This is a genomic window from Microcoleus sp. PH2017_24_DOB_U_A (genome assembly GCF_020738205.1).
Lineage (GTDB): Bacteria > Cyanobacteriota > Cyanobacteriia > Cyanobacteriales > Microcoleaceae > Microcoleus.
The window spans coordinates 26,508-48,743 of sequence record NZ_JAEQCT010000078.1 but is presented as its reverse complement, the minus strand read 5'-3'; the positions used below and the strand labels follow the sequence as shown (position 1 = coordinate 48,743).

The following is a 22,236-nucleotide window of genomic DNA, read 5'->3' as shown; positions in this document are numbered from 1 at the left end:
GTCCATGAAATTAGCGATCGCCAAAGAAGTCGAAGCAGAGGAACGCCGGGTAGCCTTAGTACCCGACGTTGTAGCCCGATTAGTCAAACAAGGCGTCGAAGTTTGGGTTGAGGCGGGTGCGGGTGCAAAATCCTTTTTCTCGGATCTTGCTTACGAAGAAGCCGGAGCTCGTGTTGTCGCCGATACCGCTACGCTGTGGGGCGAAGCCGATGTCGTCGTCAAAATCGGGGAGCTCAAAGAATCAGAAGTTCACCAACTTCGCGAAGGAGGAGTTTTCATCGGATTTTTGAATCCCTTGGGAAATCCGGCGTTAGTACAGCGGTTGGCCGATCGCAAAATAACTGCATTCAGCATGGAAATGATTCCGCGCACCAGCCGCGCCCAAAGCATGGATGCACTATCATCCCAGGCCAACGTCGCCGGCTACAAAGCCGTACTGATTGCAGCCTGTGCATTACCGAAATATTTCCCGATGTTGACAACAGCGGCGGGTACAATTCGCCCCGCGAAAATATTGGTGATGGGTGTGGGCGTTGCGGGCTTACAGGCGATCGCCACAGCACGTCGTTTGGGCGCAGTCGTCGAAGCATTTGACATCCGCCCGGAAACAAAAGAACAAGTGCAAAGTTTGGGCGCTAAATTTATTGATGTCGAACTCAAAGAAGAAACTGTAGCAGCAGGCGGCTATGCTAAAGAATTATCAGAAGCAGCTAAAGAACACACCCGCCAAGTGCTCACCCAGCACGTCGGCGCTTCTGATGCAGTAATTACAACCGCTCAAGTTCCTGGTAGAAAAGCCCCGATTTTAGTTACCAGAGAAATGGTTTCTCAAATGAAACCGGGAGCAATAATTGTTGACTTGGCAGCAGAACAAGGTGGGAATTGCGAGTGCACGGAAGCAGGCAAAGATGTTGAATGGAACGGAGTTAATGTCATCGGTCCGATTAATTTACCGTCGTCGATGCCAGTACACGCTAGTGAAACTTACTCGAAGAATGTCTCGGCTTTGCTTCAGTTGATGCTGAAAGATAAGGAACTCAATTTAAATTTTGAAGATGATATCATTGCTGGTTCCTGTGTGGCTCGTGATGGCGAAATTAGCAACCAGCGAGTGCGGGATGCTTTGGCGGCTCAGGCTTCAGTCGTTAGTTAGATGATTGTTTGCAAGAATACCCGGCGATTGAAATCGCGGCTACACAAACAATGTCCGCCTCCGCGGACTAATGAAGCCCCGGCGATTGAAATCGCGGCTACAGCGGCTACACAAACAATGTCCGCCTCCGCGGACTAATGAAGCCCCGGCGATTGAAATCGCGGCTACACAAACAATGTCCGCCTCCGCGGACTAATGAAGTTCTATAGTTACAGGGCTCTGCCTATCAGTGATACCAAATCTGGCTAGAATACCCCTTTTATTTCTTAGTCTGCGGAGGCAGACTTCGTTTGTGTAGTAGCGGTTTCAACCGCCGAATCATCTTTTATTTCTTAGTCTGCGGAGGCAGACTTCGTTTGTGTAGTAGCGGTTTCAACCGCCGAATGTTAATGCAAAACGCAACCGAGAACGAGTTATTTCCAATTACCAATTACCAATTGTCATGGCAGAAGGATTGATTGCAGGTTTAGTGGTGTTTACCCTAGCATCGTTTGTGGGATTTGAAGTTATTAACAAAGTCCCACCGACGCTACATACACCTTTGATGTCGGGTTCCAATGCGATTTCAGGAATTGCTGTTTTAGGCGCAATTCTAATTTCAGGGCAAGGTAATGTAACTGTTACTTCGATTTTGGGGACGATCGCGATCGCCCTTGCCACAATTAACGTTGTTGCGGGTTTCTTAGTCACCGATCGAATGCTACAAATGTTCAAGAAAAAAGAGGTTAAAGCGTGAGTGATTTTCTGCCAAGTGCCATTCAACTAGGTTATTTAGTTGCCGCATCTTTGTTTATTGTCGGTTTGAAACAGTTGGGATCGCCCGCAACTGCGCGTCAAGGAAATGTGTTAGCTGCGATCGGGATGTTCATCGCGATCGTTGGTACATTGCTAGAAAAGCAAGTCATCAGCTACGAATTGATTGCTGTCGGCATCATCATCGGTTCCATTTTGGGAACAATCATGGCGAAAACCGTGGCGATGACGGATATGCCGCAGATGGTAGGTTTGCTTAACGGCTTTGGGGGCGCGGCTTCTGCCCTCGTTGCTGTGGGGGAATTCTGGCGCTATCTCAGCATCCCGGAATCGCCGGCACCTGACGCGACAATCACGATCCTTTTGGGCGTGTTGATTGGCGGAATCACTTTCACTGGTAGCCTTGTAGCGTTTGCGAAGCTGCAAGAATTGCTGCCGGGTGCGCCGATGACGTTTCCGCTACAACAGCCGTTTAATGCCATGCTGGCGATCGCGCTTTTAGCCGGCAGTGGCTATATGCTGACGAATCCCGAAAATGTGCCGGTATTCCTCGGTTTGGTGGCGATTTCCAATATTCTGGGAATCATGTTTGTGCTACCCATTGGGGGCGGCGATATGCCCGTGGTGGTGTCGCTGCTAAACTCTTATTCGGGGATTGCGGCGAGTGTGGCTGGGTTCATTTTGATGAACAATATGCTGATTATCGCTGGTGCATTGGTGGGCGCGTCGGGGATTATTTTGACGCAAATCATGTGTAAGGCGATGAATCGATCGTTGGGTAGCGTGCTGTTTAGCGCCTTTGGTAGCGGTGGCGGAAGTGCTGCGGCTGCTGGGGTTGCTGGTGGTGCGATCGACAAAACTGTTCGCAGTATCAATCTCGAAGAAAGTGCGATGATGTTAGGCTATGCGCGATCGGTTGTGATCATTCCGGGCTACGGGATGGCTGTAGCGCAAGCACAGCACGCCGTGCGCGAGTTAGCCGACGGTTTGGAAAAAATGGGAGTTGACGTGAAATACGCGATTCACCCGGTGGCTGGGCGGATGCCTGGGCACATGAATGTGTTGCTGGCGGAAGCAAATGTGCCCTATCCGCAGTTGTACGACATGGATGATATCAATCCGCAGTTTGAAGAGACGGATGTGGCGTTGGTGATTGGTGCGAATGATGTGGTGAATCCGGCGGCGCGTCACGATACGGCGAGCCCGATTTATGGGATGCCGATTTTGGAGGTTGATAAGGCTAAACATACGATCGTAATTAAGCGCGGGATGAGTGCTGGTTTTTCGGGTGTTGATAACGAGTTGTTTTACAAGGATAAGACGATGATGTTGTTTGGTAGCGCGAAGGATGTGGTTGCGAAGTTGGTTGCTGAGGTGAAGCAGTTGTAGGATTGCGAGGCCTAGAAACCGGGTTTTTTACGAAAAGACGCGCTGTAGTCGATATATTTGATGAAAAACCCGGTTTCTTTGGAGTTAGCAACCATCTTGATTACTCGGCGGTTGAAACCGCGTCTACACAAACAAAGTCCGCCTGCGCGGACTAAGAAAATAAGCGGGTATTTAAGTCTAGTTTGATATCAATATTCTTCAGTCGGCGGAGGCCGACTTCGTTTATGTAGAAGCGATTTCAATCGCCGAATCTTATCTCAGAAAATAAGCGGGTATTTAAGTCTAGTTTGATATCAATATTCTTCAGTCGGCGGAGGCCGACTTCGTTTATGTAGAAGCGATTTCAATCGCCGATTCTTATCTATATTGTCCGCCAGATAAATTAATTTAACGGGATAAATTCAATCCGATCTTGATATTCATTTTCAAAAGATGCTCCCGCAATTTCTATTAATTCGTCAATCACTTTGCCCATATCTGCATTCAAGCGAATTGTGAGAATTCCTAGAACGTGACGACCTTCGGCTGTATGATCTGACAAATGAACTGGCATTGAGCGTCGGTTATTAGTAACAAGGATAAAATTATTATCCTCGCACCAACACAAGATTTCTGGGTCTTTCGTTCCTTTCGGCGGAACACCTTCATCACCAACCATCAAAACAACCAGATCGGATTGATGATACAAAAGCTGCACCCGATATTCAGGATCGATATTTTCGTCTAACAGATATTTGACACTCATTAATAAACTCGATCTAGTTGTTGAGATTTCTGATTTTGCTCTTTAATCTGACGCATTTTCAAGACAAAAGGTGATGGATTGCGATCGTATTCAGCTTCAGCTTTGAGGCAATATTCTAACCAATCTCCTACATATTTACCGACAGTCTTTGTATTTTCCAGATAGTAGAGAATCGTAGCATAAACTTGAGCCATAGTCACTGTCCGAAATTTTTGAGCTATGGCTTCTGGAGTTTGGCAGCGGTGGATGTATTCGTACGGATATCTTCTGGTGTTAAAAATTCAAAGTAATCTTCTAATTGCATGATTGTTGATTATTTATATTTTTACTTGAGATTATATCACATCTTTCGCTGTTCGGTGGAGACGGGCGATCGGGTTTGGTTCCAATAGTCACTGGAAATAGGTATATGCAAAAATCCTTGTTCTCTGGCTGTTTGAAACCATTTTTCTGCTTCAGTGCGATCGGCTGCTACACCATCAGCACCGCACAGATAAATTCCTGCTAAGTTGTTTGAGGCAACACCATAGCCTTGCTCGGCGGATTTGATGTACCATTTAATTGCTTCTAATATTATCCTTTCTCGACCTAATCCTAAATGGTACATACTGGCAATAATGCACTGGGATTCGGCATTTCCTTGTTCTGCTAGTGGTTTTAACAAGCTAAATGCTTGGGTATAATCTTGGTTATTAAAGGCGGCTAGACCTTTTTCTAAGTCAGACATTAACGACGATTAATAAATTTTAAGTAAGTGAACATAAACATCATCATGCCATTGCGAGGAACGAAGCAATCGCCTAGTCTCTGCGATTGCTTCGTTCCTCGCAATGACAGACAATATATTATATGTTTACCTACTTATATACTATAATAGCATTAAACCAATTCAGGAAACATTTTCATGAACAGGGAATTAATTCCCCGGCGGTTTTCGGGAATTCGTTACTTGGCTGATGTAGAAATTCTCAACTTATTATCGCTGTTGTTGTCTATCAAAATTTTATCGAGGATTCAGTACCGTGAGTAATAATGGAAATTTCTTTAACGTCGCAAACCTGACTGTCGGTGTACTAGGTTTGTTTGCGGCTGTTGGCGGTGTCGCCATTGCTTATGCTCAAGGTTGGTCGCCCCTGGTGTTTGGAAAAGATGCTCGTTTTTCCTGCCAAAATCAGCCAGATACTCAGCGGGGAGGTGAAGTTTGGACTGTCATGTACCGTCAGGATAAAGGTCAACAACCTTGGCTAAAAATGGTGACAACTTTAGGCGGTGATTATACGCCTCTAAGACGCTGCGAAATAATTGCTGAACGATTGAACGGTTATCGCAAAGATGGTTTGACTAAGTTAAGTTATCGAGGCGATCCTAATACGCCAAAGCAATACGTGATTTGTGCTAAAACTAAGTTGAGTGGCGATAGTTGTCCGCTGTTGGTGACGTTGAAACCGGGTAGCGATACAGAGGCTTATAACGCAATGCGAGATATGACTGAAAGTTTGCAGAAAGGTACTCCGGTTTATCGGAGCGGGGGCGGGGTTCGCCTATCTTCTCGGTCTTCGCCAGAAATTGATTTAACTCCTTTTTTGGCAGAGGAGGATCGCCTTGCTGGAGCTAATTCTGCTAAGTGATATCATACTTGATAGCCAGCGAATGTCATTGTTTTAACAGTTCAAGAAGCCGGAAACGCAGGATTAGGAATTCCTGATGAGGATGTATTGGCTTTTGCAGTGAGTAATGAACGAGAAGTTTTGACTCTCAATCGAGGTGATTTTATTCGACTGCATCGCTCACAACCAGACCATGCTGGTATTATCATTTGTACTCAAGATAGCAACTGGGAAAGACAGGCGACCCGAATTAATGACGCTATTTCTGCTGAAGAAACATTGAGTGGCAAATTGATTCGAGTTAATCGTCCTTCAATGTAAAGAAAGCCAACCATATAAAATGATTGAGATTGTAAAAAATGGCACTGAAAGAATTAAAAAAACAACTCCTTGCCTTAACTCCCATTGAAAAAACTCAAGCAATACAGCTATTAGTTCAAAGTTTAAGCAATACTTGGCAAGGAATTGAAAAAACTCCGGGCGTATGTGGTGGCGATGCTAGAATTACCAAGACTCGCATACCTATTTGGTCGATCGCAAATTATCGCCTTCTGGGTGCAAATGATGTGCGGATTTTGCAAGACTTTCCTCATTTGAGTGCAGCGGATTTGGCGAATGCTAGGGCTTACACTGAGGCACACCCAGAAGAGATTGAAGCTGCGATCAGAGAAAATGAGGAAGCCTAAAACATGGCACAAATTTCTGCGATCGAAGATTTTAAATATAATAAAATCCTAAAGAATTAATCGAACTGCCAAAGTTGTACTAACCTTAGATCTAAAGTCAATTAAATTCAAAAAAAATCAACTATGTCAGATAAACCTTTTAACATCCGCCAACTAGACGGCCTAGACTATGACGAAGCAGAACCCCTCCTGGAAGATTATCAGGAAACTCTAATCGAGTTATTTGTCAATTCTCCCGAAGGAGAAGAATACGGTAAAACTTATCCAGACGTTGGATCTTGGATATCGCAGTTCATTTATTACGCTTTCAGCTATGAAGGTTTTACACTACCTTGCATGAAAGTGGCAGATGTGGAAACTGTAATCGAAGACTTATTTCCCAGGAAAGTGACTTTGCTTTCGCCGGAAGACGGTGAAAATGCTATCCCGGAATTATTGGCGTTATGGCAATTTTTGAAACGAGAATTTAAACTGCAAAATGCCACTTCAATTATCAAATACCTGCGGGATATTGAGCCGGAATTTCAGGAGATTATGGAAGATTCTTCTAAATTCGGATTTGCCAAATCCTTTGTAACGCTCGGTCATCAAGCAGGGTTTGATATGAGTACGGAGGAAGGTCTAAAACAATTTCAGCAGATATATAATGCTAAAATTGCCCCTACGCTTGCATCTGAAAACTCCGATCTATTTGGATGGTCAAGCAAACCGATCGGTGGTAGTCCTGTCAATGGCTCTAAGGCAAGTAAAGCAAAGCAAAAAAAAGCAAAAAATATGGCGGCTGAATCGAGAAAACGCAACCGCACTAAGAAAAAATAAGGGTTTAGCAAGTATCTATCCTCACTTCACTCTTCTTCTGATTCTTCTCGCCATCTTGCTCGCTGCTTCCCGCCCGCGAAACTTCCAAACTAACAAAAAATCCGGTTGATAAAGCTAAACTCATCAGCATCCTAACTCAAACTTTAACCAACGGTTCTCTAGGCGTTAAAAAAACTCCCGGCGTGTGTGGCGGCGATGCCTGTGTTGGCAATACTCGCATACAAGTTTGGGTACTTGTCGGGTATCGCCGTCTCGGATGCAGCGATGCTGAACTTTTGAAGTGCTATCCCCATTTGACTGCGGCTGATTTAGTCAATGCTTGGGCTTATGCTGATGCTTACCCAGACGAAATTGAAGCAGCAATAGTTAGAAATGAAGCAGCATAAAACATGGCGCAATTACCCATAACAGAAATTACCGACTCCGACAAAGAAACCGGGTTTTTTACAACAATACTTCGTTACTACCGACAGATTAGGTAAAAAACCCGGTTTCTGAACCCCATCCAAAAATCTTACAACTAAATCCCCCATTGAACCCAATATTAGGTAAAATCATCTGGGTGTCTGAGGATTAACTATATGCGCTGGGTTCGATATGTGGCGATCGCGATCGTCAATGCTTTCGGTGTCGTCATCGGTATAATTTGGGTTGCCATCCCTACGACAGTGGCTCAACCTACTCTAAACTACAAACTCGCACTCTCGGCGCGACAACCCGACGGCGACACTCCGCAATCCCTCCCGGAACTCTACAAATTGCGCGATCGCCTCAAGGTACGATTAGATAAACTTGCCCAAACTCCCGACAGCAGTCTGTTTTCTCCCGAATATTGGCAACCAGAAAGCCCCCGCCACCAATCCCAAACTCTTACGCAGCAACTCCAAAACCTTCAAAATCAGATTGAAATAGAAAAACAAGCCAAAAATAACTGGGACGAAGCTGCTAGAATAGCTTCCCAAGCCGTCGTCATTGGACGCACTTCTAAAGCCGATCCCGCTACTTGGGAACAGTCGCAACGCTTTTGGCAATTGGCTATCAATACCCTCCGACTCATTCCCCACGGTTCTTTGTTGGCTGAACGCGCGATCGACAAAACCATCGAATATCAAGGAAACCTCACTCTCGCTACCTACGAATGGCAAGTAGCACGTTCTGCACAGAAAATTAGAGCCGAGGAAGAACAGGTAAGAGAAATTGCCAGAAAAGAACAAGAGAAGATAGAATTTGCTCGCCGCGAAATAGAGAGACAAGAACAAGAGAAAAAAGAACTCGCCCGCAGAGAACTAGAACAACAAGAATTTGCAAGGCAAGAATTAGTCCGCAAAGAACAAGAAAAACAAGAACTTGCCCGCCAAGCAAAAGAAAGGGAAGAATTAGCACTAAAAGAACTCACAAGACAAGAATTAGAAAAGCAAGAACTCGCCCTAAAAGAACAACAAAGACAACAATTAGAACTCAATCAACAACCAACTCCTCAACCAACTCCCGAGTCAACCGCAACACCAACTCCCGAATCAACCGCAACCGCAACTCCCACCCCAGTTACGCCCGCAACCTCAGCGACCAACTTCTTCTTTGCCGGAGATACTAACAGAGACGGCAAAATTAATCAGGTAGACGAAGCCGGAAAAGAACAATGGTCATTGTCCAGCGGCGCGCTGATTGTGTATAACGATCGCAATAACGATCGCCGCAGCAAAATACCGACTTGGCAAGAAACCAAGGTTAGCGTTCCTCGCCGCGCAGCAATGCTTTCTCAAGTTAATTTAATCCTGTCGGAAAACTTCAAAGATTCTCAATTATTTATCACCGCTGACAGCATTGGCAGCTCTCACATCAGCGTTTTTCAGAAAACTGCCGACGGCTGGCTACCTGTAGATATATCCGGTACTAAACCCCTAATTTTCAACACGAATATTGTTTTAGGAGTGGAAGCAAAACAATTTGCCGATCGCAATTGGAACGGCCAGGTTAATCTCAAAGCAACTGCCGAAAACAACGGTCAACAAATCGCCACCACCACAATCCAAATGGGCGTTAGTCCTTGGATGATAGCACCAAATACAGCACCCGTAACAGAACTTCAGGTCAGCGACCGAGGCTCGGCTAACAGTGAATTTATCTCCCAACTCAAACAAGCTGTAGAACCCACGGGCGCTCAAGTAAAAATCATCCAGGGCGATAATGCTTGGATGCAAGACAGTCAGAAAAATGGCTACGTTCAAGTTCCAGAAAAATCCGATATGCGTCAAGTTAATGTCGCGATTAAAAGCCCTAGCAATCCAGCACTCGACAAGCCGGCTAAGTCAAATCAAGAGCGGGATTTGAGAGTATTTAAAATTGGCAAACCTCGCTCTTTAGACCCTGTGAATCAGTGGTCTGATGGCTACGGCAATTTGCAAGTGACGCCACCGATTCCCGGACATCCAATGGGTCGAGTTTATTACGGAAATTCGGGGAATGCTGGTTTTAATCCTGAGGTACTTGATTTTATTCAAGCTCAAAGAATTCAAGGCCCAGCGGTGGATATTGATACTTCTTGGCTTTTGACTCGTCAAGTCGATGAAATTATCAATTTTATTCCCAGTCAAACTCCCGGAAAATATATAATGGCGATCGCCAGTCCAGAAGCCGGAGTTAGGCTGTTGGAAGAATTGGCGGGAAAAGGTTATGGTGATGTTACAATCAATCGCGGCTTGAGCACCGAAACTACAGTCAGGGCTGCATTGAATAATCCTGCTTTAATTCAACACAATCTCAATCTGCAAAAGCAGAAAATCTATCCGATTTTAGAGAAGTTGAAAAGAGAGTTTTCCCTCGCAGACGACCAAATCGTTCAGGTTCCAGCGATGTTTGGCTACAGCGGTTATGCTTGGTGGCCGAATATGGTCAATTCGGTGCCTGTTAACGGTAAGTTGTTAGTCTCAAATCCGCGCGGCCCGATAATTGATGGTCTAGATTACACTCAAGAAAGATTGCGCCAATTGCTGCTTCCTGCTGGTGTTAGCATGAGTTTTCTGGACGATAGATATTATCAAGAATTGAAAGGAAATGTACAGTCGGCGACGAATACTGTGAGGAAGCCTGAACCCCGGCCTTTTTGGCAATCTTTGCCTAATAATTGAGTATCTTGTAGGGGCGGGTTCGCCAAAAATTCCCGCCAAAAACCCACAATCTCAAAAACCCGCCCCCACCCAACGATAAATTCAAATGTACCAATTTTGTAGTCAAAGTAGGGTACGTCGCTGCGATAATCTAGGTAATTTACGACAATATATGAGCGACGCACCCGCGCCGCGAGTGATATCGTTTCCGGTTGTATGGAAATGATTTAACCGCAGAGGGCGCAGAGGACACAGAGAGAGAATAGAGAGATTAATAATTCCTATGCAACGGGATTTGATATGAAAGTAGGGTGTGTCGCTGCGATAATCTCGGTAATTGACGACAATATATGAGCGACGCACCCGCGCCGCTGTTACAAATGAACGGGTAGTTTTAACACTCAATTGAATCGATTTTATCCGACTGCACGCTTCACAGCCTAACCATGCTGGTATCATTGTCTGTAAAGACGACCAACAGGACAGACAGAGGATGGCTGCACGAATTTCGGAGGCTATTTCTAATGTGGAAACATTGACAGGGAGGCTTTTTAGAGTCAATCATCCATCTCGATAAATATCAGAGGTTTTAAAAGTTGCTAAATTTGCGATCGCCCCAACCGACAAATTTCTCATAAAATTGGCTTGTAGTGAGGACTTCAGTCCTAAGTGCGATCGTCCCGCCCGCGCCCTCAGCATCATTGGGCTATCACCAGATTTAATATAACGTAAAATGTCTAAAAGCAGTATTTGTACAAAAAATTTAGTCCCATGAGTAACGAACAGGAAAAAAATCAAATTTTGACTCAGCAACCGGAAACAATTGCTACTGACAGCGATGAGTTCGCGAATACTGTCATTACCAATCCCCATACAACCTCCGAACCCGCAGAAACTCTCGCTGAAATCCCCCCAATTGAAGATGCTTTAGCAGCAACTTCCGAACCCCCAGAAACTCCTACAGAAAATCTCCCCAGTGAAAATGTTTTAGCAGCAACTTCCGAACCCCCAGAAACTCCTACAGAAAATCTCCCCAGTGAAAATGTTTTAACAGCAACTTCCCAACCCCCAGAAACTTCCGATGAAATTGCCGCACCCGAAAATATTTTAACGGCAATAGACGAAACAGAAACAATTCCAATTTCCGCCGAAAATGCCCCGGAAACCAGTCAAAATATCGGTGATTTACCTGTTACAAATTACACCGCAAATCCCGATCGCAAACCAAGTCGAATCTGGCAAATATTGGCAATTTTTCTGAGCGGAATGTTAGTCGGTTCCACGATAAGTCTCGGCAGTTTGCTCGCGTGGAGAATGTATCAAGAAAGAGCGAACCTTCAAATCAGATTGCCTTCCGACGTACCCCTGCCTGAAAGCCCTCCCCCTGTTCCAACAGCGCGCGCCTACCGCCAGCCCGGAGTGCCCCCAGCACCCCAGCAGACACTGCCCGCCAACAGCGCACCATCGCCGAATCCGACTCAAGTACCATCGCTCTCAGGCGTTCCGCAACTTGCTTCCCCGTCACCGTTACCTTCTCCGGCGGCGTCTCCCGCTGCGGTGGAAACCCCTGTAACTGAGCGAGTTAGCTTTCCAGCAGGTGCTACCGGAACTACTCTCAGCAATAGTTTGCCAGCCAACAAATCGAAGCGCTACTTGCTAGAATGCAATAGCGGCCAAAGCATGACAGTAAAGGTTCAAGAAGGTCAAGTTAGTGCAGATATTATTGCTCCTAACGGTGAAAAAGTAGGTACTGTTGATAGCACAGGTCAGTGGCAAGGTCAACTAGCCAGCAGCGGCGATTATACTATTGAAATTTCGGGCGATCGCCAAGCAAACTACGGAGTGAAAATTGAAGTCAAATAGCCAGTATAATTGTATCAGGGGGTAGTTGCACAATAGATCGACCCGCCCTGGTTGCCAATGGGAGCATCTCAGTTTTGTAAAAAGCATTTTTTTTATTGTAGTGCGAGCGTCCCCGCTCGCGTATTGTACAATACGCGAGCGGGGACGCTCGCACTGTAAATGCAAAAGTGAGATGCTCCCGTTGCCAATTACCCATTACCAATTACTAATTACCAATGGTCGCACAAGTATCTCCAAGCATCTACGAAGCAAAGACTCAGGAAATTGCTAAAGAAATCCTTAAGGCAACTCAAGACAAAAAGCGATCGTTTTTCGGTCAATTGCAAGACCAAATGCGCTGGGACGACAAACTGATGGATTGGGCAATGGCCAGCCCCGGACTGCGGGTGCAATTGTTTCGATTTATTGACTGTTTGCCCGCCCTCCGCAGCAAGCCGGAAATTGCCCGCCACTTGCAAGAATACCTGACTGTGGAAGAGGTAGAATTGCCGGAAGCTTTGAAAAAATTGCTAAGTTTTACTAACGCTGATTCGATTCCTGGACAATTGGCGGCGACGACGGTTGCACCTGCTGTAGAAACTTTGGCGCACAAGTATATTTCTGGGGAAAATATCAAGCAGGTAATTAAAACCTTAGAACGACTTCGCAAAGATAAAATGGGTTTTACAGTTGACCTTTTGGGCGAAGCTGTGATTACTGAAACTGAGGCGGAAGTTTATCTGAATCGCTATTTGGAATTGATGACCGAATTGAGCAGTGCAGCTAAGAATTGGTCGCAGGTAGATGCGATTGATAAGGCTGACGGCGAAACTCTGCCGCGAGTGCAAGTATCTGTCAAGTTAACGGCTTTTTATTCTCAGTTCGATCCGCTGGATGCGAAAGGCAGCGAGGAAAAAGTTAGCGAGAGAATTCGCCTGTTATTGCGGCGCGCTAAAGAGTTGGGTGCGGCTGTTCACTTCGACATGGAACAGTACGAATATAAGAGTTTAACTCTCAGCATTCTCAAAGACTTATTGTTAGAGGAAGAGTTCCGCAGTCGCACAGATGTCGGAATTACAATGCAGGCATATTTACGCGATAGCAAACAAGATTTGCAAGGCATTATTGCTTGGGCGAAAAAACGCGGCAATCCGGTAACGGTGCGTGTGGTGAAAGGCGCTTACTGGGATCAGGAAACTATCAAGGCGATGCAGAAGGATTGGCCGCAGCCTGTCTATAATGACAAGGTTGCTACGGATGCAAATTTTGAGCAGATGACTCAGTTACTGCTGGAAAATCACGAATATTTGTATGCTGCGATCGCAAGTCACAACGTCCGATCGCAAGCCAGGGCGATCGCGATTGCCGAGACTCTCAATATACCGCGCCGCCGCTTTGAGATGCAAGTGCTGTACGGCATGGGCGACAAACTGGCCAAGCTTTTGGTCGATCGCGGTTATCGCGTCCGAGTATACTGTCCCTACGGCGATTTGCTCCCAGGAATGGCTTATTTGATCCGCCGATTGCTGGAAAATACCGCCAACAGTTCGTTTATTCGGCAAAGTTCCGAAGAAATGCCGATCGAACAATTATTAGCCGCACCAGTCGCTAATGGCAACGACCAGATAGCTTACAGCAAAGTATTTCCCAACGTCGCCGATACCGACTACGCCAATACCAAATTGCGGCAACAAGCAGAAGCAGCCATCAAATCAGTGCGCGCCAACCTAGGTAAAACATATTTGCCACTAATCGATGGCGAGTACCAAAACACCGAAACAACAGTTAATTCCCTCAACCCTTCCAATCCCGCAGAAGTAGTCGGAAAAATCGGATTACTGTCTGAAGAACAAGCCAAACAAGCCCTAGAAGCAGCCAAAGCAGCCTCCACAAGTTGGCGCAAAACCCCCGTTCGCCAGCGCGCCGGAGTCCTCCGCAAAGCAGCCGAATTGATGGAACAGCGGCGCCACGAACTGTCAGCTTGGATGGTGTTTGAAGTCGGCAAACCAGTCAGAGAATGCGATGCCGAAGTTTCCGAAGCCATTGATTTTTGTCGCTACTACGCCGACGAAATGGAACGGTTGGAACAAGGACAAAATTACGACATTCCCGGAGAAAACAACCGCTATACCTATCAACCGCGCGGCATTTCTCTGATTATTTCACCTTGGAATTTTCCCCTGGCAATTCCCGTCGGGATGACAGTTGCATCGCTAGTTGCAGGTAACTGTACCTTACTCAAGCCTGCGGAATTTTCCACAGTAATTGCTGCAAAGATAGCTGAAATTTTGCTAGAAGCTGGCATCCCCAAAGGCGTATTTCAATACGTACCTTGCAAAGGTTCAACCGTCGGCGCTTACATGGTGAAACATCCCGACGTTCACATGATTACCTTCACAGGTTCTCAGGAAGTTGGCTGTCAGATTTATGCCCAAGCTGCGATTTTGCAACCGGGACAAAAACACCTGAAGCGAGTAATTGCGGAAATGGGTGGCAAGAATGGAATTATTGTCGATGAAAGTGCGGATTTAGACCAAGCAGTTGCTGGCGTAGTTTATTCTGCCTTTGGATATAGCGGTCAAAAATGTTCCGCTTGTTCGCGAGTAATTGTGGTCGAGTCGGTGTACGATGCTTTTGTGGAAAGATTGGTAGAAGCAGCGCGATCGCTCAATGTCGGCCCTGCTGAAAATCCCGGCACTCAAGTCGGGCCTGTCATCGATGCTACGGCGCAGTCGCGCATCCGCGAATACATCGAAAAAGGTCGCGCTGAAGCTAAGATAGCCTTAGAAATGGCCGCGCCCCAAACCGGTTATTTTGTCGGCCCAGTGATTGTGACGGAAGTCGCGCCGACTGCAACTCTCGCCCAAGAAGAAATTTTCGGCCCAGTTTTGTCGGTGATTCGGGCTCATAATTTCGATGAGGCGATCGCAATTGCTAACGATACAAATTTTGCTTTAACTGGCGGATTGTATTCTCGCACACCTTCGCATATCGATCGCGCCAAAGCCGATTTTGAAGTCGGAAATCTGTACATCAATCGCGGAACCACTGGCGCCGTGGTATCGCGCCAACCCTTCGGAGGATTCAAACTTTCGGGAGTTGGTTCCAAAGCGGGCGGCCCGGATTATTTGCTGCAATTCCTCGAACCTCGTACTATAACTGAAAATATTCAGCGCCAAGGTTTTGCACCGATTGAAGGAGTAGACGATTAATCAGTTGACAGTTGACAGTTGACAGTTGACAGTTGACGATTTGTAGGGGCGAAGCATTTCGGCAGTAAATCTCTGATTCTCACTCATAAGTTATGTGCCGAAATGCTTCGCCCTCTGCAAAAACCAGATGCACCTGTCCTCACTACAAACCATGTTGTCTGTAAGGACTTCAGTCCTCTCTCTGGCTATTAAGAAAGAAAGAAGCACTAATACCATTTTTTTAAAGTTATGACAGACTTTAGAAAACAGGGAAAGGGGATCATCCCGATTGTACAAACATATCCGCAAGGGCGAAGCATTCGCGCCTGTATCCTATCGACTATAGGAGAGATTGTCAGCGCGAATGCTTCGCCCCTACAAAAACGGGATGCTCTGAGCGTGAAAGTGGATTAATTACAATGTCTTGTCGTCCTCGATCTCTATCGGATCTTTAGACAGAAGGACTAAAGTCCTCACTACGAACCGTGTTGTCTGTGGGTGACATCAAAAAAGTTCTGCGAGATTAGCTAGTTAAAAAATGGAATATACTAAAAATCGCGATCGACTAAATTCTCACAACCCTCCACTTGAGAAGTGGTTGCGATTTTTAATTATAGCCGTATTGGCGATCGGCATTTTATTTCGATTTGTCAATCTCGATCGCAAATTCTACTGGATCGACGAAAACTATACTTCCTTAAGAGTTTCCGGCTACACCGAAGCCGAAATTATCAAACAAATTTCATACCAGAAAATAACTTCGCCCTCGGATTTACAAAAATACCAGCAGATCAACTCCCAAAAAACTTTAAGCAATACCCTCAATTCCTTAACAACCGAAGACCCCCAACACCCGCCACTCTATTACATACTAGCGCGATTTTGGGCGCAATGGTTCGGCAGTTCCGTGGCAACAATGAGAAGTTTGGCCGCCGTCATTAGCTTGCTAGTATTTCCCGCCATTTATTGGCTGGCTTGGGAGTTATTTGAATCCTCTGCTGTGGCTTGGATGGCGATCGCAATTCTCGCCATTTCTCCCTACCACATCCTGTTTGCCCAAGAAGCCAGACAGTACAGTTTGTGGACATTAACTACCATTTTATCCAGTGCAGCCTTATTGCGAGCAATGCGCCCGGATGTCAATCAAAATCCAATGTTGCTGATTTATCACTGGACACTATACGCAGTCACAGCAGCAATGGGATTGTACACCCACTTATTATTTATCTGCGTAGCCGCAGCCCACGCAATCTACGTCGCAGTTATTGCCAACTGGCGCGATGTTAAAACATTTATTGCCTATTATGCAGCAGCAATGGTCGCCTTAATTGGCTTCATGCCTTCCCTCGTAAATATTGTCGAAAACTTCAATCAAGTTAGAAGTACCACAGTATGGGCAGAACAAACAAATCTCTTCAGATTAGTCAGCAGGTGGGTGGGCGCAGTCAGCATAGGATTTTTTGATATTGGCACTGATGGGACTGCCAACGCCGCACAACTAGCCTTGGTAATTCCCGTTGGCATCCTGATTCTAGCTTTAGTCGGCTATTCCCTTTATTTTCTATGCCGGCAAACACCAAAACGGGTTTGGTTATTGATATTATTGTTAATTGCCACAACTGCCTTATTTTTGGCAGTGCCCGATATACTTAAAGGCGGGAGGCGATCGGCAAATCCGCGATATTTAGTTCCTTGTTATGTGGGAATTCAGCTAGCAGTTGCTTACCTGCTGTCTGTGAAAATTAGCAACAATTTTGATAACTCAAAACTGCAAAGACTGTGGAAAATAGTTATAGTTGCACTGTTTTGTGCAGGCATCATCTCCGGTGGAGTTAGTTCTCAAGCCGATAGTTGGTGGAATAAAGGCAGCGGTTGGTTGCGTGCGGAATTAGAAGTCGCAGCGACTGTCAATTCTGCAAGCAATCCCTTAATTATCAGCGATGCGAATATCGCATACATCATGCCTTTAAGTTATCGCCTGCAACCAAAAGTCAAACTGCTAATCCAACCCCGCTGTTACACTTCTTGTTACACAAATCGAGAGTTGGCACGAAAAAAACCAGAACCTCCGAAAATTCCCAGCGGTTTGGGCGAGTTGTTTTTATACAGGCCTTCCTCAGATTTGCGATCGGCAATTGAACAGCAAAACTATCAAATAGATCCGGTTGGTGGTAATGTCGAACTCAATCTGTGGAAACTCACCAAAAAATAATTTATAGCGGTTCTCAAAAAAGTGAGGTACGTTGTTGGGATGGGAGCCCTCTTATATTTATTATATAGTAAGCGAGGTCGCATAAAAAACTCCATTTATAGTCACACCTCATCTTTCTGAGAAAGGCTATAAAAACATTAACTAATCAAAATCTGGTTTGCCGGGAAATACTGCCCAGAAACCTGGTTTTTGGAACTATGTCGCAAGTATAATAGAACATAATTACTTTTTGCGGTAAGCTATGATTTAAGAATCACAAACATAACATCAAAAATCTAAAATGACAGTAACTGAAACCTCCAATATTCGCAGACTGCTGTGCGATCCAGATTTAGGGCTAATCCCTCATCTAGAAAAGTGCCTGCAAGATTTGCACTCTTCCTCGATCGCCAATGGAGAGAAATTTAAGCTAGAACCTTACGATATCGAACTCAACAACTGCCACACTCAGAAGCATCCCAACGACCAAAAACCCCTTGTCACTCAGTCAGTGTTAATGAAAATTCCCCTGACTGGGAAAGTTCAAGACAAGATGCACCTGTATCTGATCGCAAGTGAGTTGCAGAACCAAATCGATATCAAAATTATCGACTGGAGTGCCTTAGAACGCCGCCAATACGACATTCACGGCATCCCCTTAAAGCAGCCGATTACCAAAATAGATGGCGAGATGAATTACGAGTTAGTATTCGATCGACCAGGCTACTGCTGCATCACCCTGTGCCGTCAATTTGACTTGACTTACGCCGCCAATTATTAAGTTTTTAGGTACGTTGTTGCGCTTGAGCGCTCTTATAGCGGTTATCAGAAAGATGAGGTATGTTGTTGGGCTTCAGCCCTCTTGGTTTAAGGGTTATATAAGCTGTCAGTTATACCTCATCTTTTTGAGAAAGGGTATATATATTTAGGCGCTCTGATATATATATTGAAAGAGCGCTGAAGCGCAACTACGTACCTTTGAAAGAGCGCTTAAGCGCAACTACGTACCTTTGAAAGAGCGCTTAAGCGCAACAACGTACCTTTTTAAACCGATCGACTCGCCGTTTCCGCCAGAATCTGCTTAATTTGAGCAGGAGTCAGACTGGGATTGGCTTGCAACATCAAAGCTATCACCCCGGATACGTGCGGCACTCCCATGGAAGTACCCGCAAAATATCGATAGGGAACCCCCGGTTGAGAAAGCGACACCGTTGAATAAACGTCCCCAGCATCAGCCCTGCCGCCGTCGCCACCCGGAGCGACAAAATAACTAATTGTGTTAGATCCCGCCCGGTTAGAATAATCGGTAAACAAGCCATTCCGGTTAACTCCACCGACAGTAATGCCTACCTCAGTTGCAAACCTACCCGGATAATCTACATCCGGGCGAGCATCATTTCCTGCCGCCGAAATCACCACCACGCCCTTAGCTTCCGCCGCTTGAATCGCGCTCAATTCTTGATCGTTGAACTGTTGACCGCCAAAACTTACATTAATTATCTTTGCCCCATTTGCCACCGCATAATTAATCGCATTAATTTCATCCCTAATTTTGCCTACTCCTGTGCTGTTGAGTATTTTCAAAGGCATAATCTTGGCAGTCGGAGCCGTTCCAGTTATTCCCACCCCATCCTTTTTCGCCGCAACTAAACCCGAGATATGAGTGCCATGATTGTTATCATCCATTGGATCGTTATCGTTGTTGGCAAAATCCCATCCCCGGAAATCATCTACAAAGCCATTGCCATCATCATCTACGCCGTTGCTAGCTTTATTTCTACCTGTGGCATCAACGCCATTTTCCCCCCCATTGCTCCAAACATTCCCTGTTAAATCCGGGTGATTGTAGTCAATGCCGCTGTCGATAACTGCTACGATAATGCCATCTCCAGTCAAACCCTTCGCCCAAACTTCTGGAGCTTTAATTAAGTCTCTGCCCCACTCATCGCCGCCCAAGTCGGGAACATCAGGAAAAGTTGGCACACCTTGAGCTTTAGCAACTGCCGCCGCTGCATTCACCAAACCGAACCCAAAACGAGAGTCAAAACCCGGTGAGTTGCTGGGATTGTCAGGAACAATAGTTGCAGGAGTTGCAGATAAATTTAGGGTAAAATTTGTATTACCTTGGTTTTGATAAACTCGGACAAAGTATGTTCCGGCTGCCAAATTTTTGAGATCGATAGACTCTGGCGATAAACCGGGTTCTTTAGCAGAAGCAATAATATCGGTAAAGTCAATAGAATTGTCGCCGTTAATATCTTTAATCACAGCCACGTCAACATCGGCACTAAAACCGCTGACAGTTAATTTAAAGTCGTTATTTGCAGGCAAAGTAAAGCGATAAAGGTTGTCTGGGCGGGCGTTGCTAACCGAGTCAGCGATGGTTTGAGTGCTGCTCAAAACACCTAAATCTCGGGCTTGGCTGAGTTGGTTGCCCAATACGGTATTTGCAGAGATGAACTTACCGCTGAGGTTTTGTGGTGATGTGTTGGCGACTAAGCCTAAAATGGCACCGGATTGGCGAATTTTAATTACTGTATTGGGAGTGCCGGAAACTGTTTCTAAAGTGAGGTCTGCTTCGGTAAGATTGTCAGTTAGTCCGATCGCATCCTCAAAACTGTTAAAGTCAGCGATCGCGTCTGCAACAGCCGGATCTGAGACTGGGGAGTTGCTGCGAAGGACAAAGGTATCTGCGCCCAAACCCCCTGTCAGCGTATCTTTGCCTCCATCGCCCATTAAAACGTCGCTACCGTTGCCGCCGTTGAGGCTATCATCTCCCCTACCTCCTTGCAAGGTATCGCTGCCCTTACCGCCAAATAGGAAGTCATTGCCGGCACCGCCGTTAAGCAAGTCATTCCCGACACCACCGAAGAGAGTATCGGAATTGCCACCGCCGAGGAGTCTGTCGTTACCATTATCACCGCTGAGGCGATCGGCATCCGAGGCACCGACAATAAAATCATTACCTCCGAGGGCAAAAAGTCCGTTACGATAAGGAGTCAAAAAGCCCGGAGTTAATGCGAAACTATTGGCGCTATCATCTAAAAGATAGGAAAATCCGTCGGGGCTCGGGCCGGCCATAAAAATTTACTCCTTAAATTGCGATCGATCTAAATTTTAGATTTCAAACATGAAATTGTCCTTAATAAATCTACCATCCCAAATTCATTAATCAGGATCGGAAAATGGGAAAACAACACTTGCATCGAATTCAGAATTTTTTCAACCTCGCCAAATCACGTTTAAAGCCTTATTTGCGCTATGTGATTTTGGGCGGCACGTTTTTATTTATTGCCAAAGCTTTTGTAAGTCATTGGCAAGAAGTCGCTAATATCCGAATTCGAGCCGAAAGTTTTCCGTTATTGGCGATCGCGGTTGGTATCACGTTACTGTCTCTAATTTTTGTCGGCTGGGTGTGGATGTTGATTTTGCGCGAATTCCGCCAACCTGTCAATGCCGCCTGGGCGATTCAAGTTTTTCTCAAGACTAATATTGCCAAGTATTTACCGGGGAATATTTGGCATTTTTGGGGTCGCATCTTGGAGGCCAAAAAGGCAGGCATTGCGCCCAAAGCTGCTACTCTCAGCGTCTTGCTGGAACCGTTGCTGATGGCTTCTGCGGGCGTGCTGATTGGGTTGATTTGTTTTGAGGGCGCCGATGGCTATTTGCGAATTGTCGGCTGTGCTGCTATTTTAATAGCCATTCATCCCCGAATTTTAAATCCGATCGTCCTATTTGTAGAGCGGTTGAAGTTATCCAAGAACAAGGGGGAAAATTCAGAGGTTGGGGATGCTGGGGGCGATCGACTAATTTCGCCTTTAGAGTCTAGCTCCAATCTAGCTAAAAAAATATCTAATGTCAAGTCCGAGCGCCAAAATAATTTGCCAATTAAACGCTATCCTTTAGTGCCGTTAATCGGACAAATCTGTTTTATCGGATTGCGGGGCAGCGGTTTTTTGCTAACGGTAATGGCTTTAAATCCGGTAAATTTTATCGATATTCCCAACTTGTTCGGTGCTTTTGCTTTGGCGTTTGTTGTGGGTTTGGTTGTACCGGGTGCGCCTGGAGGGATGGGAGTATTTGAAGCAACGGCGATCGCCCTTTTGGACGATCGCTTTTCTACGGGTATAATTTTGAGTGCGGTGGCTTTGTATCGGATTATCAGTATTCTGGCGGATGTTTCCGGTGCTGTTTTGGCGAAAATTGATCGGAGGCGCGATCGGTTTATGTAGGGCGGTGGATGGTGAATGATATCAGTTCAGGTTGCACCGTCAGGATACAGGACACGGCAATGCCGTCTCCTGTATCCAAAATAATATTGTAGGGACACGGCAATGCCGTCTCCTAATTTCTTAGGCTATAATCAAACAAGATTGTACAATGTGGTTTCTGTTTCAACTTAACTATTGAGCGATTTTAGTTTGGGATATCATTATGCTATCAATAATTTATCCTCATATCGAGAAAGTAGCGGGTCAACCCGCACGGTTGCAGCGGATACCCCGCGTGCGGGTTGTTCATATTGTGATGGATTATCTAGCTTATGGTTGGTCAGTGGAAGAAATGTGCCGCCAGCATCCTTATTTGATGCAGTCGGAGGCTCATGCAGCGATGGCTTATTACTTCGACTTTCAAGCTGAAATTGAGCAGGAGATTCGTGCAGAATGGGAGCAGGTACAACAGGAAAAATCTCTGCTTTCGCCTTTACCATTTTTCGTGAAAATGCGAGCTAAGGGGTTGCTGTAAGTGGCAT

19 protein-coding genes and 1 pseudogene are annotated in these 22,236 nt (G+C 45.7%); 16 read left to right on the top strand and 4 right to left on the bottom strand.

What is annotated here, in order from left to right; all coding sequences use genetic code 11:
• Window positions 1-4: 4 nt before the first annotated feature.
• The 3 genes from JGK07_RS21925 to JGK07_RS21915 all read left to right on the top strand — a co-directional run bounded on the left by JGK07_RS21925 (window position 5) and on the right by JGK07_RS21915 (window position 3,295).
• Entirely contained in the window at window positions 5-1,153 is a 1,149-nt protein-coding gene (locus JGK07_RS21925; protein WP_293196695.1) for a Re/Si-specific NAD(P)(+) transhydrogenase subunit alpha, read from the top strand.
• Between the two features lie 442 nt (window positions 1,154-1,595).
• Window positions 1,596-1,889, top strand: a complete 294-nt coding sequence (locus JGK07_RS21920) for an NAD(P) transhydrogenase subunit alpha (protein WP_106150865.1) — start codon at window positions 1,596-1,598, stop codon at window positions 1,887-1,889.
• Window positions 1,886-3,295, top strand: coding sequence for an NAD(P)(+) transhydrogenase (Re/Si-specific) subunit beta (locus tag JGK07_RS21915; RefSeq protein WP_293242657.1), 1,410 nt, complete (start codon window positions 1,886-1,888; stop codon window positions 3,293-3,295). Before JGK07_RS21920 ends, JGK07_RS21915 begins: the two co-directional genes overlap by 4 nt.
• A 382-nt stretch (window positions 3,296-3,677) precedes the next feature.
• Here the strand turns inward: JGK07_RS21915 and JGK07_RS21910 are convergent, their stop codons facing one another.
• The 3 genes from JGK07_RS21910 to JGK07_RS21900 all read right to left on the bottom strand — a co-directional run bounded on the left by JGK07_RS21910 (window position 3,678) and on the right by JGK07_RS21900 (window position 4,767).
• Window positions 3,678-4,040, bottom strand: a complete 363-nt coding sequence (locus JGK07_RS21910) for a DUF5615 family PIN-like protein (protein WP_293178168.1) — start codon at window positions 4,038-4,040, stop codon at window positions 3,678-3,680.
• The gene (locus JGK07_RS21905; protein ID WP_293291043.1) at window positions 4,040-4,234 is read right to left on the bottom strand and encodes a hypothetical protein; all 195 of its coding nucleotides are present in this window, start codon (window positions 4,232-4,234) and stop codon (window positions 4,040-4,042) included. Before JGK07_RS21905 ends, JGK07_RS21910 begins: the two co-directional genes overlap by 1 nt.
• Window positions 4,235-4,380: 146 nt before the next feature.
• The gene (locus tag JGK07_RS21900) at window positions 4,381-4,767 is read right to left on the bottom strand and encodes a tetratricopeptide repeat protein (protein ID WP_293178174.1); all 387 of its coding nucleotides are present in this window, start codon (window positions 4,765-4,767) and stop codon (window positions 4,381-4,383) included.
• 295 nt (window positions 4,768-5,062) lie between these two features.
• On the opposite strand from JGK07_RS21900, the gene JGK07_RS21895 reads away from it, so the two are divergent.
• The 11 genes and pseudogenes from JGK07_RS21895 to JGK07_RS21850 all read left to right on the top strand — a co-directional run bounded on the left by JGK07_RS21895 (window position 5,063) and on the right by JGK07_RS21850 (window position 18,264).
• Window positions 5,063-5,668 carry a COP23 domain-containing protein gene (locus JGK07_RS21895; RefSeq protein ID WP_293178177.1) on the top strand — a complete coding sequence of 202 codons (606 nt, stop codon included), beginning with the start codon at window positions 5,063-5,065 and terminating at the stop codon, window positions 5,666-5,668.
• Between the two features lie 30 nt (window positions 5,669-5,698).
• A pseudogene (locus tag JGK07_RS21890) lies at window positions 5,699-5,968 on the top strand (DUF5615 family PIN-like protein); the annotation flags it as partial.
• Window positions 5,969-6,006: 38 nt separating this feature from the next.
• The gene (locus JGK07_RS21885) at window positions 6,007-6,333 is read left to right on the top strand and encodes a DUF433 domain-containing protein (protein WP_293178179.1); all 327 of its coding nucleotides are present in this window, start codon (window positions 6,007-6,009) and stop codon (window positions 6,331-6,333) included.
• A 123-nt stretch (window positions 6,334-6,456) separates the two neighbouring features.
• A complete protein-coding gene (locus JGK07_RS21880) occupies window positions 6,457-7,152 on the top strand; it encodes a hypothetical protein (RefSeq protein WP_293178182.1) in 696 nt (231 codons plus the stop codon).
• A 62-nt stretch (window positions 7,153-7,214) separates the two neighbouring features.
• The gene (locus tag JGK07_RS21875; protein WP_293178245.1) at window positions 7,215-7,538 is read left to right on the top strand and encodes a DUF433 domain-containing protein; all 324 of its coding nucleotides are present in this window, start codon (window positions 7,215-7,217) and stop codon (window positions 7,536-7,538) included.
• 195 nt (window positions 7,539-7,733) lie between these two features.
• Window positions 7,734-10,280 carry a protein-arginine deiminase family protein gene (locus JGK07_RS21870; protein ID WP_293225269.1) on the top strand — a complete coding sequence of 849 codons (2,547 nt, stop codon included), beginning with the start codon at window positions 7,734-7,736 and terminating at the stop codon, window positions 10,278-10,280.
• A gap of 388 nt (window positions 10,281-10,668) precedes the next feature.
• Window positions 10,669-10,836: a DUF5615 family PIN-like protein gene (locus tag JGK07_RS33260; protein WP_363319731.1), complete on the top strand. Its 168-nt coding sequence runs from the start codon at window positions 10,669-10,671 to the stop codon at window positions 10,834-10,836.
• 194 nt (window positions 10,837-11,030) lie between these two features.
• Window positions 11,031-12,122, top strand: coding sequence for a hypothetical protein (locus JGK07_RS21865; RefSeq protein ID WP_293196696.1), 1,092 nt, complete (start codon window positions 11,031-11,033; stop codon window positions 12,120-12,122).
• Between the two features lie 215 nt (window positions 12,123-12,337).
• Window positions 12,338-15,313 carry an L-glutamate gamma-semialdehyde dehydrogenase gene (gene pruA / locus JGK07_RS21860; protein WP_293196697.1) on the top strand — a complete coding sequence of 992 codons (2,976 nt, stop codon included), beginning with the start codon at window positions 12,338-12,340 and terminating at the stop codon, window positions 15,311-15,313.
• Window positions 15,314-15,830: 517 nt separating this feature from the next.
• Window positions 15,831-17,504, top strand: coding sequence for a glycosyltransferase family 39 protein (locus tag JGK07_RS21855; RefSeq protein ID WP_293225265.1), 1,674 nt, complete (start codon window positions 15,831-15,833; stop codon window positions 17,502-17,504).
• Window positions 17,505-17,784: 280 nt separating this feature from the next.
• Entirely contained in the window at window positions 17,785-18,264 is a 480-nt protein-coding gene (locus JGK07_RS21850) for a hypothetical protein (protein WP_293178197.1), read from the top strand.
• Between the two features lie 263 nt (window positions 18,265-18,527).
• On the opposite strand, the gene JGK07_RS21845 is transcribed toward JGK07_RS21850, so the two are convergent.
• Complete coding sequence (locus JGK07_RS21845) at window positions 18,528-20,564, bottom strand: S8 family serine peptidase (protein WP_293225263.1); 2,037 nt, start codon at window positions 20,562-20,564, stop codon at window positions 18,528-18,530.
• A 104-nt stretch (window positions 20,565-20,668) separates the two neighbouring features.
• Here JGK07_RS21845 and JGK07_RS21840 point away from each other — a divergent pair, with 104 nt between their 5' ends.
• Window positions 20,669-21,715, top strand: a complete 1,047-nt coding sequence (locus JGK07_RS21840; protein WP_293178203.1) for a UPF0104 family protein — start codon at window positions 20,669-20,671, stop codon at window positions 21,713-21,715.
• A gap of 202 nt (window positions 21,716-21,917) precedes the next feature.
• Window positions 21,918-22,229 carry a DUF433 domain-containing protein gene (locus tag JGK07_RS21835; protein WP_293196702.1) on the top strand — a complete coding sequence of 104 codons (312 nt, stop codon included), beginning with the start codon at window positions 21,918-21,920 and terminating at the stop codon, window positions 22,227-22,229.
• The last annotated feature ends 7 nt before the right edge of the window (window positions 22,230-22,236 follow it).

Excerpts from the sequence above, each read along its gene's own strand:
- JGK07_RS21905 (WP_293291043.1), bottom strand. The coding sequence starts at position 4,234 with ATGGCTCAAGTTTATGCTACGATTCTCTACTATCTGGAAAATACAAAG.
- JGK07_RS21885 (WP_293178179.1), top strand. The coding sequence starts at position 6,007 with ATGGCACTGAAAGAATTAAAAAAACAACTCCTTGCCTTAACTCCCATT.
- JGK07_RS21835 (WP_293196702.1), top strand. The coding sequence starts at position 21,918 with ATGCTATCAATAATTTATCCTCATATCGAGAAAGTAGCGGGTCAACCC.
- JGK07_RS21900 (WP_293178174.1), bottom strand. The coding sequence starts at position 4,767 with ATGTCTGACTTAGAAAAAGGTCTAGCCGCCTTTAATAACCAAGATTAT.
- JGK07_RS21845 (WP_293225263.1), bottom strand. The coding sequence starts at position 20,564 with ATGGCCGGCCCGAGCCCCGACGGATTTTCCTATCTTTTAGATGATAGC.
- JGK07_RS21870 (WP_293225269.1), top strand. The coding sequence starts at position 7,734 with ATGCGCTGGGTTCGATATGTGGCGATCGCGATCGTCAATGCTTTCGGT.
- JGK07_RS21910 (WP_293178168.1), bottom strand. The coding sequence starts at position 4,040 with ATGAGTGTCAAATATCTGTTAGACGAAAATATCGATCCTGAATATCGG.
- JGK07_RS21850 (WP_293178197.1), top strand. The coding sequence starts at position 17,785 with ATGACAGTAACTGAAACCTCCAATATTCGCAGACTGCTGTGCGATCCA.
- pruA (WP_293196697.1), top strand. The coding sequence starts at position 12,338 with ATGGTCGCACAAGTATCTCCAAGCATCTACGAAGCAAAGACTCAGGAA.
- JGK07_RS21880 (WP_293178182.1), top strand. The coding sequence starts at position 6,457 with ATGTCAGATAAACCTTTTAACATCCGCCAACTAGACGGCCTAGACTAT.
- JGK07_RS21855 (WP_293225265.1), top strand. The coding sequence starts at position 15,831 with ATGGAATATACTAAAAATCGCGATCGACTAAATTCTCACAACCCTCCA.
- JGK07_RS21840 (WP_293178203.1), top strand. The coding sequence starts at position 20,669 with ATGGGAAAACAACACTTGCATCGAATTCAGAATTTTTTCAACCTCGCC.
- JGK07_RS21865 (WP_293196696.1), top strand. The coding sequence starts at position 11,031 with ATGAGTAACGAACAGGAAAAAAATCAAATTTTGACTCAGCAACCGGAA.
- JGK07_RS21920 (WP_106150865.1), top strand. The coding sequence starts at position 1,596 with ATGGCAGAAGGATTGATTGCAGGTTTAGTGGTGTTTACCCTAGCATCG.
- JGK07_RS21925 (WP_293196695.1), top strand. The coding sequence starts at position 5 with ATGAAATTAGCGATCGCCAAAGAAGTCGAAGCAGAGGAACGCCGGGTA.